This is a genomic window from Spongorhabdus nitratireducens (genome assembly GCA_947387575.1).
Lineage (GTDB): Bacteria > Pseudomonadota > Gammaproteobacteria > Pseudomonadales > Endozoicomonadaceae > CANDOC01.
The window spans coordinates 354,279-371,905 of record CANDOC010000002.1 but is presented as its reverse complement, the minus strand read 5'-3'; the positions used below and the strand labels follow the sequence as shown (position 1 = coordinate 371,905).

Here is a 17,627-nt window from a genome sequence, read left to right as displayed (position 1 = left end):
ACAGGTTTTTGTGGAATAGAACGGTGAACCGGTGTCAGCTATGGTCTCTGATCAGACCTTCCTGAATGGTTGAAGCGACCAGACGTCCCTGGCGATCAAACACCTGCCCTCGTACTAATCCCCTGGCTCCGGAAGCTGAAGGGCTATCCATGCTGTACAGCAACCAGTCATCCATTTTAAAACTGCGATGGAACCACATAGCGTGATCCAGACTGGCAATTTGTAGCTTGGGATCCCAGAATGACTTGCCATGAGGGCGAAGAGACGTCGTAATAAATTTGAAGTCAGATGCGTAAGCCAGCAGGTAGTTATGAATACGCGGATCATCCGGCATTTCACCATCAGCCTTCAGCCAGACCTGCTTGGTATTGCCTGCAAATTTTGGATTTCTCAGATCCACAGGGTCAACAACCCGCATTTCAATTGGCCGGTCACAAAGTAACTTGTCATGGGCTTCAACCGGGATGTGTGCCTTGAATCGCTGGGCTCGCTCAAGATCAGATTCCAGTCCTTCTGGTCCGGGAACATCGGGCATCTTGTCCTGATGGTCGAGTCCTGGCTCTTGAACTTGAAAGGATGCGGACATATTAAAAATCGCACGGCCCTTTTGAATAGCGACAACCCGGCGAGTATTAAAGCTGCGTCCATCACGGATACAGTCGACTTCGTAGATAATGGGCAGATTACAGTCACCTTCTCTCAGGAAGTAACTGTGAAAGGAGTGAACATGCCGACCCTGCTCAACGGTTTGTTTGGCTGCCGATAGTGCCTGTCCTATGACTTGTCCGCCATACACGCGTCCAAATCCAAGGTCCTGGCTCTGACCCCGGAACAGGTTGACCTCAATCTGTTCCAGCTTCAGTACGTGCAACAGGTTACGTAATACATCGCTCATATCTGTTCCCCCGATATTGTTATTTGATGATCTGGACAACATGAATCGTCGCTCTGGGAACGATGGTATCATCTTGCTGCAGTATTGCTTTACTTTCTTTGTTTGCCTGACTTAGTGCAGAAATGACTGTAAATCAGGCATGGAACAGATAAAACAATATCCGGTCAGATTATCTTTGAGAGGCAAATCCAGTTAATCAGATATTCGGGAGTTTTATTATCTGATGGAACACAGTCTAAGCGAGCTGATGGCATGGCTGCATGCCAATAGCCAATGGCTATCACTAGCCATATTCCTTACAGCGTTTCTGGAAACCCTGGTAATGGTCGGCTTGATACTGCCGGGTGTTGTAATGCTATTTGCATTGGCCAGCCTTGCTGGAAGTGGTGCGTTAGATATCTGGACAGCAATGATCTGGGCATTTGCCGGAGCCGTATTGGGCGATACCATCAGTTATTCTCTGGGCTATCGGTTCCATGACCGGATTAAAAGCTGGTGGCTTTTTCGGCAACACCCCGAGTGGATAAACAGTGGTGAACGTTTCTTTCTGAAGTATGGCGGGCTAAGTGTTGCGATTGGTCGGTTCGTCGGGCCTATTCGTCCGATCATTCCGTTGGTTGCCGGTATGATGGATATGCCACTTCGCCGGTTCTGGTTTGCGAATATTATTTCGGCTGTTTTCTGGGCCCCGGCTTACCTGCTTCCAGGATATGTTGTAGGAGCTGCTTTTACCCGGGCAGACACGCTGGATAAGCTGTCAGAAATTCTGATGGTTTTTGTAGTGACTGCCGGAGTTCTGGGTTTCTGTATTGCATTTGCAGGTGAGCTACTTCGCAAAAAATATAAATCAGGTATGACGCTTTTTCTGGTGGCATCCGGGCTCAGTCTGGTTCTGACAGTTGTGTTCAGATTATGGGCTGCTGGAGGGTTGGATGAACTGCAGAGGGAGTTAGTAACGAATCTGAGTCTGATACAACAATCTGATCTGGTTGCCATTCTCCATAGCCTTGGTCAGCTTACAGACCTAAAACTTACAGTGGCTGTTGCACTGTTTCTTTTAGGCGGATCTGTCTGGCGGTATGGATTGCATTCTATAGCACTGCTGCTTCCAGTACTCATGGTGGCTTGCGGACTAACCTTCTGGTTCTACGGGGATGATCTGGCTGGTATTCAGCTGGCTGCTCTGTCAGGAGCCAGCTTCTGGTTGTTGGCTTTAATTGTTCAGCAAATGCCCTGGATTCTCAGAGGGCTGGGGTATGCCGGGTTACTTTGTATCTGGAGCTTGATCGCTTTGGCCTGGATTCGGGAGCAACAGCTGGTGTTGGATACAATGATAATCAGTCTGGCAATGGGTTGGTTTATTGCGGCAACACAACCATTACTTGTGGATAAGTTTATTCAGGATCAAGGTGAACCCCGCTGAGGTGTCCAGCCACATAGTGCCCGAAAAAGCGTGGAAAAAAACGAGCCAGAATACGGGCACGCCAGTTTACATTTGAGACTAGTAATAGATGTCTGCGTTTCAGGGACGCTTTGAAAATTTCCTCTGCAACCTGAGATGCCGGCGTAGCTGACCCAACCAGCCTCAGGGGTTCATTGACAATAGAGCCGTCACCTTCCAGAGCATTTCGGCGAATATCCGTAGCCGTAAAACCTGGGCAGACCAGCATAACATTGACGTCTCTTGGCTCCAGCTCCAGCCGCAGATCATCAAACAGACCATGCAGGGCATGCTTGCTGGCACTGTAGGCACTGCGATGATAAAGCGGAGTGAACCCGGACATACTGCTCATGGTAATCACCTGGCCTTTGGACTGACACAGCGCCGGCATAGCCGCTTTGGTGCAGTGAACAGCGCCAAAATAGTTAACCTGCATAACCCGGTGAAAAACCTGAATATCAGTCTCTGAAAAAGCGCTGCGATGGGTGATTCCGGCGTTGTTGACTAGCAAATCTACCGAGGTAAAGTCCGCGAGTATTTTGCTAAAAGTGTCATGAACTTGGGCGTTTTTTGTAATATCACAGACATAGCCTTTTGCCTGAATATTTTTCTGCTCCAGGTGTGCCTTGAAGGTATCGAGTTGCTCCGAGTTCAGATCAATCATGGCGATACGGGCGCCTGCTTGTCCAAAGCGCAAGGACAGTGCCCGTCCCATTCCTCCACAGGCACCGGTAATCACCACTGTTTTGTTACGATAGGTTGATACCATCAGGCCTCTCCTTCGCATCTCCAATGACGTATGCTACGCCCTGAACGACATCCAACGTCTGTTCTTCATCTTGGCATAATGGTGGAGTGAATCAAAATTTTAGACAATTCATTTCATATGGCTGTGGTTACTGGTGATGGACAGGGTACAAGTGTCTGGCTTTTACGCCGAAAGTAGATAAAGGCCATCATCCCCAGAACGCAGGCTACACAACTGGTGTAGAGCGAGAGATCCAGATAAAAGCTCAGTAATCCTTCCTTGTCCTTAAACAGGGGTCTGAGTAATAAAATGATAACACTGGCCATGTATCCCAACGACTCGGACAGATACACCATATAGCCGATATTTCCTTTAATTCTGAAAGTTGCAATCACACGTTCATAGAGCGCCATCTGATAACTCATATAAATCATGTTGACGCCAATACCGGTCATGATCATCCACTGAAAGGGACCGATACTATAATTGTTGAAAAGTAATGCACTGCCACCAGTAAATATAAAACCGACAATTACCAGCAGATGAGACATCCACAGTGCATTACGATTACTTTGAATCAGCGCTAATGGTACAACCATTAACAGTACGAACAGGGTAATAATTCCCTCGCTTTCGGTATAAATCATAGGATTATTGAAAAAACCCATTTCGCGCCATATTTCAACCGCAAAGTTATCTCTGAAATCTCTGCAAACTGCCATCGCAATATATGCCAACAGAAGGCATACCAGCCCACCACAATAACTGGCAAAAATACGGCGTCGAGCTTTTTGATCCATCACCTCCCGCTTTACCTTCAAACGATGGTCGTCGACTGTTGGTGGTGGAATCTGGCATAGCATCCAGACGCTGAGCAGTAATAGCGGTGTAAACATCAGCCCGGTAACAAAAGGCATCCAGAACTCATTGAATGCGCCCTGTTCAATCAGGACGCGGCCGGTCGTTTTCAAAAAGCCGGAAGAGATAATAGTACTTGCTAGCAGGCCGGCACCAAGGAGCTCGGTAAAACGCCTTCCTTCCAGATAGGAGAATATCGCGCCCCACACCATTCCCAGCGGTAAACCGTTGAGAAACAGGCACAAAAAGTTGTAGGGAGGTGGTACCAGGGCAAACAGCAGCAGTGCCAGTTCGGCAATGGCAATTAACCCGAGAATAAGTGCTGCACGATGTTTTTCGTGCAATTCAGAGATGATACGGATCCCACAAAATTTCGACAGGGTATAACCCAATACCTGAGCAATCAGCAGAACACTTTTGTAGTCCAGCCCAAACAATGTCCATGCTTCATAGCATGCTGCATTAAAAGGTTTTCGAAATGCATACATACTGAAATAGGCAATGAAAGACGCAACAATGCACCACGCAATAAACATCAGTTTATTGCGTTGTAAAATATTCTGAATCCTGTTCATGGAATTCGTCTGCACATTTAAAATTGCTGATTCAGTGCAGGCAGGGATATTTTGCTCGTATGCGAGAGAAATAGTATGAATAAATAAGTTTTAGAAGTACTCAGTGTCCTGAAAAAACATACTTCTCACGCTTTACCTGCCTTGCGCCAAAGCCTGCCTCTTGCAGTAGATTGACAGCATCGTCAATCATGCCGGGCGTTCCGCAAAGATAAATCAGGTCCCTGGTTGGATTGAGCCCAAGTTGCTCAAAGTAACTCTGAACATAGCCATGATGTTCACCGGCAGAGATATTGCTCTCACGACTGAGGCAACGTATAAAGCTGGCGTGTTCATAGGAATCCGCAACATGCTGAAAGTCTTCCTCATAGAACAGATCCCGACGATGTCGGGCTCCCATCAGGATAGACAGATGTATGCCATCATCCAGTTTCTTTTGTAATGAAGGCAACATGGCGCGATAAGGAGCCACGCCTGTACCTGTACCGGCCAGAATAATGCGCCTTGGGAAGTCTTCAGGAAGCACCAACATGCCAAAGGGACCCGAAAGATTGAAAGTATCTCCGGGAGAAGCTGCCGCAAAGCATTGGGAAGCCTTGCCATCTTCAACACAGGCTAGTGCAATCTGAAGCTGACCTGTTTGGCGGAAGTTTTCAGGTGAGTTGGCAACACTGTAACTGCGCTTGCACTGCTCACCTTCAAACTCGAACAGCAACTGAATGAACTGACCAGGCACAAAATCCAGCAGATCAGGATCTAGCTCAAAATTGAGCTGGAATGTTGATTTGGTTAACTGCTGTCTGGAAACAAGCGTAACAGGGTATTGTGCTCTTGGTGCCATCAGCTGTCTTTCCTGTCATAAAAGGTGTCTCACTGACGAGGCCTGACATGACGGGTAGCCTGAGCAGTGAACGGATCTTCCGGCCAATAATGCTTCGGGTAACGACCTTTTAACTCTTTTTTAACATCCTGATAGGTTGAGCGCCAGAAACTGGCAAGATCGCGGGTTTTCTGAACCGGACGCCGTGCAGGAGAGAGTAGCTCAAATGTCAGGGGCAGTCGTCCGCCACACAGCATGGGCGTTTCAAGCAGGCCAAAAACTTCCTGCAGCCTTACCTGTAGTACCGGTACATCGGGTGTGCTGTAGTCAACAGTATGACGTGAGCCACTGGGAACACTGAATCGTTCAGGCACTTCGCGGTCAAGCAATTGTTGTTGCTCCCAGCTCAACAGAGAACGCAGGCAATCAGCCAGATTGACTGACTGCAATTGATCCAGTCGGGACAGGCCTTGTAGCCAGGGAGCAAGCCAGCTTTCCAGATTTTCCAGTAGGGTTGGGTCATCTGCTGCTGGCAGACTCTTGTCAAAAGCATGCAGACAAGCAATACGCTGCTGCAGCAGGCGAAAGCTTTTTTGCTGGGGCAGAGCCTGAATGCCATTTTGACGTATACCCTGAATCAGGGCTTCACAAACCTTTTCTGCATCAGGTTTTGGTAAGGGTTGGGATGAAAGCTCCAGAGAACCAAAGCGACTGACATCCCGGGCCTGTACAGCCTTGCGTCGGTTATCCCAGCTGATTTGCTGCTGGTGAGTGATCAGTTCGGGCATTAATTCTTCCAGCAGTTCTGCTGTTATCTCACAAGCCATGAAAACTCTGGCGTTGCGCTGTCCCGCATTCCCTCCCAATACCGGTGCTACCAGAAACTCCGCTGCAGACAAGGGGTCATCATTTGGCAAAGCGGCTCCTTGTCCTGAGTTCAGAATATAACTCTCCGGACTCCGCCTTTTGGCGACCCGGTCAGGCCATCCAAGAGCCAGCAGGCAAGCTACGTGATCATTGTTATAAGCACTCTTTTCGGGGTTGCCTGCTATCTGCAGCCACTTTTTTGCGACTTGCCGGATCCGTTTTATGCCGTTGCTGTCTGCTGTCAGTCCGGGTATCCGCTCTCCTTCGAGTAGACCCAGTCTTAGCAGGATATCTACAGGAGATGCTTGTGCTGAGCGGCGAACAATATCCCGCTCAGCCAGCAGTGCTGCCAGTTGGCAGGCGAGCCACTGCTGGTTCTTCAGGATTGAGGATTGTTTTGCAGCAAGTAGCATATGAGCCATGCGGGGGTGCATGGGGAGCTGACTCATTGCACTGCCATGAGAAGTCAGCTGCCAGCGTTCGGATGATAAACTTTTAATGGCGCCAAGCTGGGAAAGTAGTTGCAAGGCTTGTTGGCAGCCTGCCTGTGCTGGTGGTGTCAGCCAGTCAGCATCGTTTGTCGCACTGTATCCCCAAGACAAGAGTTCCAGCATGATAGGTGCAAGATCCACTTCGAGAATTTCCGGCCTGCGCTGCTTGACCAACTGCTGCTGCTCGGCCTCTGTCCACAGTCGATAACAGCTGCCAGCTGCTTGTCGGCCTGCACGTCCGCGTCGCTGTTCTGCAGCATCAGCAGTAATTCGAATGGTTTCCAGTCGAGACATGCCTTTTGCCGGGTCAAAGCGTGGTACCCGCATCAAACCGGCATCGATAACAATCCGGATACCATCAATCGTCAAACTGCTTTCAGCGATAGCCGTCGCCAGTACAATTTTGCGATGGCCCTCAGGTGCAGGCTGGATAGCCTTGTCCTGATCATTTTGGCTTAACTCACCATATAAAGGTGTAATCTCGGTATTTGCTGGGAGTCTGCCAGTCAGTAAATCTGCAACCTGCCTGATTTCAGCTACACCAGGCAGAAATACCAGTAAGCTACCGGATTCGGAACGCAAGCAGTCAATAACTTGTTGAACCAGTACCTGAAACAATGCCTGTCTGTCACCGAATGGAAAGCTACGTTCAAGGTAACGGGTTGTGACCGGATAGGTCCGCCCGGGACAACTGATAACAGGCGCATCCAGATATTGCTGAAGTGAGCCCGTATCAAGGGTTGCTGACATGACCAGCAGTCTTAAAGGGTTTGTTTCATCCCGGTATCCATCCCGGCACTCACGGCATAGCATTAATCCCAAATCTGCGGGCAGGGAGCGTTCATGAAACTCGTCAAAAATCACCAAACCAATACCGGTTAATTCGGGATCATTTTGTAGCAAGCGGGTCAGTACGCCTTCAGTTACGACTTCTATACGAGTTTTGCTACTGACCCGGGTATCCAGTTGCATACGGTACCCGACGGTTTCACCCACTTTTTCTCCCAGTTGAGAGGCCATACGGCGGGCTGCAGTGCGTGCGGCAAGACGACGGGGCTCGAGCATCAGGATGCGTTGATTATGCAACCATTTACTTTGCAGCAGGTGTAATGGAACTTGAGTAGTTTTACCTGCACCGGGTTCAGCCTGAAGCAGGGCAACCTGCTTTTCCTCAAGTGTGGTGGCAAGGGAGTCAAGTACAGCATTAATTGGAAGGTCGGGTTTGGTATACGTCATATGAAGTACAGCTGCCGATAGACAATAAAAAATAACATTAATCGTTTAAAGATCCGGATTTTGTCTAGACTGACTGCGTGCGCAGCAAATGCCGCCGCACAGCACACGCAGGTGTTCAGTCACTCATGATAATTCGGTGAAAGTAATGAAGAGATTTTCCTCTGCTGCCATATTGTCTATTGTTGTTGCGCTGGGTATTGCCGGGCCGGCTGCTGCCTATAAGGGAGGTGACAGCATCATTCGTTTCGGTGCATCTTATATGTCGCCAACAGATGATACTTATACTCTGAAGACCTCGCCTGAAATCAAGGTAAAGTACAAGCAAAAAGAAAATACCCAGTTTGGCTTTGATTTTACTCATATGCTGAATGACAACTTTGGTCTGGAAATCGCACTTAATACTCAGTTCAAGCATACGGTAAAAGACAAAAATACCAGCAAGGATGCCTTTGAGTACAAGCATATGCCTTTGATTCTGGGAGGGCAGTGGTTCCCGATGGGCGGGAAAAATCCGTTTCAACCTTACCTGAGTCTGGGAATGCACTATGACTGGTTTGATAGTGCCAAAAGTAAAAATACCAGTGTGATTAAAAAAGTCAGCTTCGATGACTGCTGGGGCTGGAATGCCGGAGCCGGTTTTGACTGGCTGGTTAATGACAGCTTTTTGATTAATGCCAGTGTCCGTTATCTGTCTCTGGAGCCTGATGTGAAAATTACCAGAGCGGGATCAAATTCTGCATACAAGGCCAAGGATTTTAAAGTAAATCCGTGGCTATGGGCGCTAAATGTGGGCTTCCGCTTCTAAAGGGCTACAAATAAAGAATAGGTGACAAGACCCCGATCACGGGGTCTTGCATACTACCTGACTCAGCTCTACTGACTTAGTTTTCACATTCCTGCAGGGTGTCTCGTACAGCCTTTGCCAGCGCTGGTCGCCAGGGACGGGCATGGATACCAAATGTATTTAAAACCTTTTCACTATCGAGAGCCGAGTTCATCAATTCCCGCTTTCGATCATCAGCTTCACAGATAATCTCGCTCTCAATCTCCGTCCACTGTCTGACTTCAGCGATCAGTGTATCCATAAACCGGTGTTCACTAACGGGTTCTCGGGCGGAATAATGATAAGTGCCCCAAGGGGAAGCACCACAGTCCAGTTGTTGCAGGATTGCGGTGATAACACGTGCAGAGTCTTCGGCAGGAGTCGGGCAGACAATACGCTCGTGAGAGGCTTGTACCTTGCCTTCATCACGAAGCTGGTCAATCAGGTCTGTCAGGCGATTCTTGCGGCCACAATCAAACAGCCATGAAAAACGGATAATGATGTGCTCGGGGCAACGTTCCCTGACCTGTTGTTCACCCTGCCAGCGACTACCTCCCAGAACTCCGAATGGATTGGCGGTACTCTTTTCGGTGTAGGGTGACTTGATTTCACCATCAAACACTCGATAAGACGAGATATGTACCAGAGGCAAACCCTGTTGCTGGCAGTTTTCAGCGAGTAACGCAGGACCATCCCGGTTGACGGCGAAGCAGAGCGACGGGGTGGTTTCCGCCTTTTCCACATCTGCATAGCTGGCAGTATTCACCACCACGGTAGGCTTCTCTCTGTTCAACAGGGACTTGATTGTCTGTCCATCCGTCAGATCCAGCTCTGTATGTGACGGAGCGATATGCGGAATGCCCTGCTGGGTCAGCTTACTGCAGAGTCGGCGGCCAATCAGCCCGCTTCCTCCAATAACAAGAACCTTCATGTATTGAGTATCAGTATGATTGTGAGGTGGCAGCTACACTTTATAACCGACAAGAGAGGGGCTGACAATGCAGGCAAGGGTGTAGATCATTATTTTCAACCACTCATGTTGAGCTATTCATGCATTGCGGCGTTTCACCAGAATATTTAAACAGAGGTGAAGCATCGGTGCTTTTTTCCATTCGGCAGAAAATTATTTTTTATACCGTTATTCCGGTGACTCTGCTGTATAACCTGATTTTCGGGGTAAATCTCTATCAGTCGGTACGCCTGACAACCGCAGATGTTGAGCAGAAAATGGAGGAGGCGGCTCTGCACTATGCCAGCAAGCTTGATAGTTTGCTGGTAGAGGTTAATCAGGCAGCCCGTATGACGGGTTCCATGATGGGGGCGCAGCATGAATATGATGCTGAAGAAGTTATCGACTTTCTGCATGCAATAATGCAGATGAACCTGACCCTGTTTTCCATAGGAGCCTACTTTTCAGATGCCCGGAATGAGGAAAATGTTACAACTCGAGATGTTATCTGGGTAGAGCGGGATAAAGGCGCACTGACTACAACCAAAGCGGCCCGAATCAGATCAGATATTATGCAGGAACTGGACACCCTGTCTGCTTTTCCCGGACAAAGTCGCTGGATGACTGATATCCCCGGACTGCTTTCCAATCAAACCAGCTGTGTTACTTATGCCTGTAGTTTTGCTCATATTGGCAGCCGGATCGGCGTAATCGTACTCCAGATTCCGATGGTGCTATTACGCACCTGTATAACCCAGCGAGCCAATACTCATCTGCACTTTGCCCTTTTCTCGGAACAAGGCCGGATTGTTGATAGCAGCAGCAATTGGGATCTTACCCCCAGTGACACAGAGACTGACAATGTAGGCATTCAGGCGCTTTGGGATTCCATGGCTTATGGACTGCGGCAGGGGAGCACATTTCATACCAGGCAGTATGACCGTAACGATAAAGAGTACTGGTTATTCGCAGCACCGGTAAGAGTGAGTAACTGGGTTCTGCTTACCGGTATTCCCAAAGACCAGGCGCTATTTCCGGCCAAGCATCAGGCCAGAATAGCGGCGCTGGTCATGTTGGGCTCATTGGTGTTGATTGTTATTTGTGTCTGGAACTTGTCGGGACTGCTGACTCGCCCATTACGTCAACTGACAGCTGCGGTAAAAGCTTTCACTGATGGCAAACCCCTGACTGCACTACAGACAGATAGTTCTGATGAGGCAGGAGCTCTGTCCCGAAGCTTCTTAACGATGGTGCAACGGCTGGAGGAGCGGGATCTGGCTTTGCATGAGGCCAGGGCAACCAATCTCGGACGAATTGCTGAAGGTTTGCGGGGTAAATACTTCTATTTTGCCTGTACAACTGATGGTTGTGTTGCGCATGTGAGTCCATCCCTGGAAGGGATTCTTGGTTTCAGCCCTGACGAATACCTGCAGCAGAATGTTAAGTTTCCGGCCCGGAATTTTTCGACTGCAAATGGCGGGAGACAAGAGCCATCGGCCTATGAACTGGAAATGCGACATAAAGATGGCAGTTTGAGGCGGATCGAGTTTTTTACGGTTCCGGTGAAAGATACCCGAGGCGAGATTTCCGGTCTGGAGGGAATGGGTCACGATATTACTGACCGAGTGAATGATTCTGACAAGTTTTACAGCCTGCTGGAAGCATCGCCGGATGCCATGGTGATCTGCTCACCGAAGGGCATGATTACGATGGTAAACAGCCGTACGGAAGATCTGTTTGACTATCCCCGCAAGGCCTTGCTTGGTGAGTCAGTTATGAAACTGGCTCCTGCCAGGTTGCATGGTAAGCATCCAATATTTCAGGGTGAAAGTAATAGCAAAATGATTGCCAGCAGTCATGGCTTTGAGTTCGCCGGATTGACTCGTCATGACGATGAATTCCCGGTCGAGGTCACTATTAATCCGATTCAGACCGATGCCGGGATGCAAATTGCCTGTGCCATTCGTGATGTCAGTGACCGCAAGCGAGCAGATGAAGCGTTACGGCAGAGTGAAGAGCGCTACCGGCGACTGGTTGAAGGATTACAGCAGGCGTATTTCTTCTACTCCCATGATATTTACGGGCGCTACTCCTATGTAACACCTTCAGTCAAACGAATTCTGGGGTATAGCCAGCAAGAATATATGGAAGGCGCAAGAGGTTTTCTGACAGCCAATTCAATGAACCGGGTTGTCTATGAGAACAGTCGTGCACTTTCCAGAGGCGGCAAGCGTCCTGCCTACTATTGTGAAATGACGCATGCTGATGGCAGCAAGCGGATTCTGGAAATCTTTGAAGTGGCAGCCTTGGATTCACAGCAGCAGGTATCTGCTGTGGAAGGTATTGCAAGGGATGTCACAACTTATAAGCAGGCGGAACTGGAAATTCGCAAGGCCAGGGATGAAGCAGAAGCTGCAAACCATGCGAAGAGCCAGTTTCTTTCCAATATGAGTCATGAGTTACGGACACCGCTGAATGGTGTCCTGGGCTACACCCAGATTATGTTGCAGGGTGAGTTGGTTTCGGTTTCACAACGGGAAAACCTGCAGGCTATAGAGAGCTGTGGCCAGCACTTGTTGACGTTGATTAATGACATTCTTGATCTGACCAAAATCGAAAGTGGCGGGCTGGAATTACACTGGGAAGTGGCTGAGTTGCGGCATACGCTTCAGGCCGTACATCGGATGCTGAAGGCTCGGGCAGATAACAAGGGGCTGGTATTTGAGCTGGAAACAGGCACAGATTTGCCAGAAACGCTGTTCACCGATGAAACCAAATTACGGCAAATTCTGATAAATCTGGTTGGCAATGCTATTAAGTATACCTATGAAGGAAAGGTGCAGCTGGCTGTATCGATACAACCGGCTGCAGCAGGACGTCCTGATTCAGAGAGTAAGGCTGGTGAGGTTCGGCAAAATTTAATCCTGAAAGTGGTGGATACCGGTGTAGGCATTGAACAGCAGGATCTGGATGTTATTTTTGATCCTTTCAGACAGCTCACTTCAACCCGGGAAGAAGGTGGTACCGGGCTGGGGCTTGCCATTAGCCTGAGACTGGTGGAAGCATTAGGTGGAAGGCTGCAGGTCGAGAGCAACCCAGGGCAAGGCAGTACCTTCATTTTCGAACACCCGATATATCCGATTCCTGCCACTGCGCCGACGGCACTCCTAAGTAAACCTCTCGATGAAGGGAAAAACCTGGGGCTACCACAAGGCTGTTGCCCGGATATCCTGGTAGTCGATGACAGCGCGATCAATCGCGATATTTTACTTAAACTGTTGACTGGCGCCGGTTTCAGAGTAAAACAGGCTTCTGATGGCGAACAGGCGTTGATGTATTTGCGTGAACAGGTATTTGATCTGGTGCTACTTGATATTCGCATGCCACGCATCTCCGGCATGGATGTGATCCGCCAGCTGCGCCAGCACCTGAAACTTGAAGTACCTGTTGTTGCAGTGACGGCAAGTGTGAATGAAAGACTGCAGCACCATTACCATGAACTGGGTTTCGATGCTTATGTCAGCAAGCCTTTCAGAGCGGTTGAGCTACTGGAAGTTATTGCCGAGTTACTGGGACTGAAGTATGAACAACATGCGTCAGATACATCGATATCTGAATCACGTTCAGTACCACCGAATAATCCGGTAGCAACATCATGTTCTGATCTGCATTGGCTTGATATGTTAGGGCAGGCTATTGCTTTGGGTGATATTGAAGCAGCTGGTCAGGCTGCAGATAAAGCCCGGCAGTATGGCCATGCGGAAGATGCCGAGTACATCTTGCAGTTATGCCGCTCGGTCGATATGGATCAGCTTGAAACGTTTTATTTATCCTTGAGAGAGAAGTACATCTCACTATGAACTCTGAAAACCCGGGCCAGACGTCAGCTGCACTGAATGATACCAACGGGCAGGACACTCAGGCGACAGATTCTCCAGAGCGTATTCTGCTGGTTGACGATAACCCGACCAATCTGCAGGTTTTGCTGCAGACCCTGTCGGGGCGCGGCTACAAGTTACTGGTGGCCAAGAATGGTGAAAGTGCCCTGAATATTGCTCACAAGGGCAAGCCGGCTCTGGTGCTGCTGGATATTATGATGCCGGGGATTGATGGTTATGAAGTCTGCAGGCGACTGAAAGAAGATCCGGAGACATCAGATATTACGGTTATATTCCTGTCTGCTCTGGATGATACCCGGGACAAGGTGAAAGGCCTTGAAACCGGGGCGGTAGACTTTATTTCCAAGCCGTTTCAGGCTGAAGAAGTCATTGCCAGGGTTGAAACTCAGTTAAAAATTCACCGCTTGGAGCAGGCACTCTCCAGTCGTAACCGTCAGCTGGAGGCGGAGAACCAGCGTATTCTCGAGAGCATGAGTGAAGGCATCTTTGGTTTTGATGCCGAAGGCACCATTATTTTTGCTAATCCAGCCGCTTGTCACATGACAGGGCTGAGCGAGACCGAGGCTGTCGGAGCACCGCTAACCGATATGTTGAAACCTCAAGGTACGGCAAACAACGCGGTTGCAAGCCTGATGGATAAAATGCTGACGACAGGAGAGTCCGGTGCTGAAGATGATGTGCTGATAGCCAACAGGAGTGGTGACGCCTTTGATTGTGAATTGGCCTGTAATCCAATTTTTTCCGGTGAAGCCCTTAATGGCGGGGTTATGGTTTTCCGCGATATCACCGAGAAAAAACGTCAACAGGCGGCTCTGGATAAAGCTCTGGAAGAGTTGAAAGTTCAGCAGGAAAAAGTAACCCACGTATCACGACTGAGTACGATGGGGGAAATGGCCGCCGGTTTTGCACATGAAGTGAATCAACCGCTAACTGCTATTTCAAATTATGCCCAGGTTAGTCAGCGACTGATGAAGCGGGAGCCTCTGGACACAGAGAGTCTGATTGAGGCCATGGAAAAAATCTCCAGTCAGGCTCGCCGGGCTGGCGGGATTATTTCCAGAATCAGAAGCTTTGTTAAAAAGCCTGACCATTGTCTGGAAAAGGTGGACTGTAATCGTCTGGTTCAGGATGTTGTCAGGCTGGCAGAAGTGGATGCCCGTAACAATGGCATTGAAATTCACTCTGAACTGGCAGAAACCCTGCCTGCTGTCAGAGTCGATCCGGTACAGATTCAGCAGGTCGCTCTTAACCTGCTGCGTAACGGGATGGAAGCCATGCGTGATGCGCCGGGAAAGACAGAGGGTATTCGGATTTCAACTGTTACCGTCAATGATGAGTTTGTTGAAATTGCGGTGAAAGACCGGGGGCATGGCCTGGCGGAAGGTGCTGAAGAAAAACTGTTTACGCCTTTCTATACCACCAAGTCGGATGGTATGGGGATCGGACTGTCAGTTTGTATGTCCATTATCCAGACTCATGGTGGCAAGCTTTGGGCAGATCGCAACCCTGAAGGGGGAACAACCTTCAGCTTTACTCTGCCTATTGCCTGACACCTCCTGAGCGTTGAATCAACGAATTAGTCACAGTAGCGGGCGGGCTGGTGTTATTATCGGCCTGCCCCTGCAACAGCCGGCGGGCATTTTCATAGAGTAAAATAAAGACGTGCCTTACAGCATAAGGATGGAGTTACTGTGACAAATTCTATTCAGAGCTATATGCAACAGGTTGGCCGGCAAGCGCGAGAAGCGGCTGCGGCGATGGCCAGTACCACACTGGCTGACCGTAATGGTGCTCTGGCAGCAATAGCCACAGCACTGGATGCATCCCGAGAAACTCTGGCAGAAGCCAATCGAAAGGATATGAATGTTGCCCGGGAAAAAGGTCTGCCGGATGCACTGGTTGACCGGTTGGAACTGACCGAAGCCCGAATCGATACCATGATCGAAGGACTGCAACAGGTTGCTTCCCTGCCTGATCCGGTCGGCGATATTACTGATCTGAACTATGTACCCAGTGGTATTCAGGTCGGACGCATGCGGGTTCCGCTGGGTGTGATCGGTATTATTTATGAATCCCGTCCTAACGTGACGGTCGAGGCAGCCAGTCTGTGCCTGAAGTCATCCAATGCAACTATTCTGCGGGGTGGCAGTGAAGCAATCCATTCCAATCAGGCAATTGCCAGCTGTATTCGAAACGGTCTGCAGCAAGCCGGACTGCCGGAGCATGCAGTACAGGTTATCGAGACAACCGACCGCGCAGTCGTTGGCGAAATGATTACCCGTCCAGAGTTTATTGATGTCATTGTTCCTCGTGGCGGTAAGGGCCTGATTGAACGCATCAGTCAGGACGCCAAGGTGACAGTGATCAAACACCTTGATGGTATCTGTCATGTGTATATCGATGACCAGGCTGATATGGACAAGGCTTTTAATATTGCAGTGAATGCCAAGACCCACCGTTATGGCACCTGCAACACCATGGAAACTCTGCTGGTTCATACCGATATTGCGGAGCAGATTCTGCCCAGACTGAAGCAGGCTTATGATGAGCATGGTGTTGAGCTGCGGGGCTGTGAGAAAGCACAAACTGTTCTGCCCGATATCAAGGCAGCAGTCGAAGAAGACTGGAGCACCGAATATCTGGCGCCGGTTCTGAGTATCAAGTTGGTTGCTGATATGGCTGAGGCTATCGTTCATATCAACCGGTTTGGGTCGCACCATACGGATGCCCTGATCTCGGAGAACTATACCCGTGCCAGACAATTCCTGCGTGAGGTCGACTCCAGTTCTGTCATGATCAATGCTTCTACCCGCTTTGCCGATGGTTTTGAGTATGGTCTGGGTGCTGAGATCGGTATCTCCACCGATAAGATTCATGCCCGTGGACCTGTCGGACTGGAAGGCCTGACTTCTCAGAAGTACGTTGTGCTGGGTGACGGTCATATCCGGAAATAACCGGTAGACCCGATTTCAGTGACGAACCTATGTTGCGGCAAGTGCCGGTTCAATCTCCCGGCATGAGTCGCTAAACTGCTATTTACTATGAAAATACAGCTATATCAGGTTCTGTAGCTATTTTCATATGACCGGATGAGCTACATTTTCTGCTCATGGCTGTCATATTCTCAATTACAAAAAGGTATCCGCAACTTCATGCAATCAGATGAAATCAAGCAGTTGGTTGTCAATGCAATTGATGAGCTGAAAGGTAACGACATTACAGCACTGGATGTCAGTCAATTGACCAGTATTACTGACTATATGGTGATTGCCAGCGGGACCTCCAACCGCCATGTGAAGTCTCTGGCTGATAATGTTATCGATGCCTGCAAGAAGCACGGCATTCGTCCTGTTGGTCTGGAAGGCACCGATAAATCTGAATGGGTTCTGGTGGATCTGGGTGATGTGGTTGCCCATATCATGCTGCCGGCTACCCGTGAGTTCTATGACCTTGAACGCCTGTGGGAAACTGAAGAAGCAGCGGCCCAAGCGGCTGAATAATGCGTATTCGTATCATTTCAGTTGGTAGCCGGATGCCCCGCTGGGTGGAAGAAGGTTACCAGGAATATGCCCGGCGCCTGCCGCAGGAATTTTCACTGGAAATGGTCGAAATTCCATTAGGCAAACGGGGAAAAGGCAGCGATCTTGCCCGTTTGCGCCGGCGTGAGTGTGAGCAAATGCTGGCAGCTATTCGTCCTGGAGACCGGGTTATCGCACTGGAAGTCGGTGGTCGATCCTGGTCGACTGAACAGCTGGCACAGCAGGCTGGGCGCTGGCAGGAAGACGGACGTAATGTCAGCATATTGCTGGGTGGTCCTGAAGGACTGGCTCCCGAAGCGGTTGCCCGAGCCGAGCAATTGTGGTCACTGTCCCCCCTGACCCTGCCACATCCTCTGGTACGGGTGTTGGTTGCCGAACAGCTGTATCGGGCATGGACCCTGCTGATTGGCCACCCCTACCACAAATAATGCTGTCCATTAGTGGTTTTTAGTTAAAGTCGGAAAACTCTCCGGCTTGACGAGGGTCATG

Annotated in this window: 13 protein-coding genes; 7 read left to right on the top strand and 6 right to left on the bottom strand. The window is 49.5% G+C overall.

The window, feature by feature from the left end; all coding sequences use genetic code 11:
• Positions 1 to 34: 34 nt before the first annotated feature.
• Positions 35 to 895 carry an acyl-CoA thioesterase II gene (gene tesB, locus ACYZZ0_RS06240; protein WP_461535734.1) on the bottom strand — a complete coding sequence of 287 codons (861 nt, stop codon included), beginning with the start codon at positions 893 to 895 and terminating at the stop codon, positions 35 to 37.
• Between the two features lie 223 nt (positions 896 to 1,118).
• Here tesB and ACYZZ0_RS06235 point away from each other — a divergent pair, with 223 nt between their 5' ends.
• Positions 1,119 to 2,318 (top strand): DedA family protein, encoded by a 1,200-nt coding sequence (locus tag ACYZZ0_RS06235; RefSeq protein ID WP_461535733.1) that lies wholly within the window; start codon positions 1,119 to 1,121, stop codon positions 2,316 to 2,318.
• Here ACYZZ0_RS06235 and ACYZZ0_RS06230 read toward each other — a convergent pair.
• The 4 genes from ACYZZ0_RS06230 to hrpB all read right to left on the bottom strand — a co-directional run bounded on the left by ACYZZ0_RS06230 (position 2,290) and on the right by hrpB (position 7,928).
• Positions 2,290 to 3,105, bottom strand: a complete 816-nt coding sequence (locus ACYZZ0_RS06230; RefSeq protein WP_461535732.1) for an SDR family oxidoreductase — start codon at positions 3,103 to 3,105, stop codon at positions 2,290 to 2,292. The genes ACYZZ0_RS06235 and ACYZZ0_RS06230 overlap by 29 nt on opposite strands.
• Before the next feature lie 113 nt (positions 3,106 to 3,218).
• Complete coding sequence (locus ACYZZ0_RS06225) at positions 3,219 to 4,517, bottom strand: DUF5690 family protein (protein WP_461535731.1); 1,299 nt, start codon at positions 4,515 to 4,517, stop codon at positions 3,219 to 3,221.
• Between the two features lie 100 nt (positions 4,518 to 4,617).
• A complete protein-coding gene (locus tag ACYZZ0_RS06220; RefSeq protein WP_461535730.1) occupies positions 4,618 to 5,355 on the bottom strand; it encodes an FAD-binding oxidoreductase in 738 nt (245 codons plus the stop codon).
• A gap of 29 nt (positions 5,356 to 5,384) precedes the next feature.
• Positions 5,385 to 7,928, bottom strand: coding sequence for an ATP-dependent helicase HrpB (hrpB, locus tag ACYZZ0_RS06215; RefSeq protein WP_461535729.1), 2,544 nt, complete (start codon positions 7,926 to 7,928; stop codon positions 5,385 to 5,387).
• Between the two features lie 145 nt (positions 7,929 to 8,073).
• On the opposite strand from hrpB, the gene ACYZZ0_RS06210 reads away from it, so the two are divergent.
• Positions 8,074 to 8,733 carry an OmpW/AlkL family protein gene (locus ACYZZ0_RS06210; protein WP_461535728.1) on the top strand — a complete coding sequence of 220 codons (660 nt, stop codon included), beginning with the start codon at positions 8,074 to 8,076 and terminating at the stop codon, positions 8,731 to 8,733.
• 76 nt (positions 8,734 to 8,809) lie between these two features.
• Here the strand turns inward: ACYZZ0_RS06210 and ACYZZ0_RS06205 are convergent, their stop codons facing one another.
• Positions 8,810 to 9,682 carry an SDR family oxidoreductase gene (locus tag ACYZZ0_RS06205; protein WP_461535727.1) on the bottom strand — a complete coding sequence of 291 codons (873 nt, stop codon included), beginning with the start codon at positions 9,680 to 9,682 and terminating at the stop codon, positions 8,810 to 8,812.
• A 167-nt stretch (positions 9,683 to 9,849) separates the two neighbouring features.
• Between ACYZZ0_RS06205 and ACYZZ0_RS06200 the strand changes: the two genes are divergently transcribed.
• From ACYZZ0_RS06200 to rlmH, 5 genes are all read left to right on the top strand, one after another.
• Positions 9,850 to 13,560 carry a PAS domain S-box protein gene (locus ACYZZ0_RS06200; protein ID WP_461535726.1) on the top strand — a complete coding sequence of 1,237 codons (3,711 nt, stop codon included), beginning with the start codon at positions 9,850 to 9,852 and terminating at the stop codon, positions 13,558 to 13,560.
• Positions 13,557 to 15,149 (top strand): ATP-binding response regulator, encoded by a 1,593-nt coding sequence (locus tag ACYZZ0_RS06195; protein ID WP_461535725.1) that lies wholly within the window; start codon positions 13,557 to 13,559, stop codon positions 15,147 to 15,149. Before ACYZZ0_RS06200 ends, ACYZZ0_RS06195 begins: the two co-directional genes overlap by 4 nt.
• Before the next feature lie 141 nt (positions 15,150 to 15,290).
• Complete coding sequence (locus ACYZZ0_RS06190; protein WP_461535724.1) at positions 15,291 to 16,553, top strand: glutamate-5-semialdehyde dehydrogenase; 1,263 nt, start codon at positions 15,291 to 15,293, stop codon at positions 16,551 to 16,553.
• Between the two features lie 198 nt (positions 16,554 to 16,751).
• A complete protein-coding gene (gene rsfS / locus ACYZZ0_RS06185; protein ID WP_461535723.1) occupies positions 16,752 to 17,099 on the top strand; it encodes a ribosome silencing factor in 348 nt (115 codons plus the stop codon).
• Positions 17,099 to 17,566, top strand: a complete 468-nt coding sequence (gene rlmH, locus ACYZZ0_RS06180; RefSeq protein ID WP_461535722.1) for a 23S rRNA (pseudouridine(1915)-N(3))-methyltransferase RlmH — start codon at positions 17,099 to 17,101, stop codon at positions 17,564 to 17,566. The genes rsfS and rlmH overlap by 1 nt, the downstream gene beginning before the upstream one ends.
• Positions 17,567 to 17,627 lie beyond the last annotated feature (61 nt).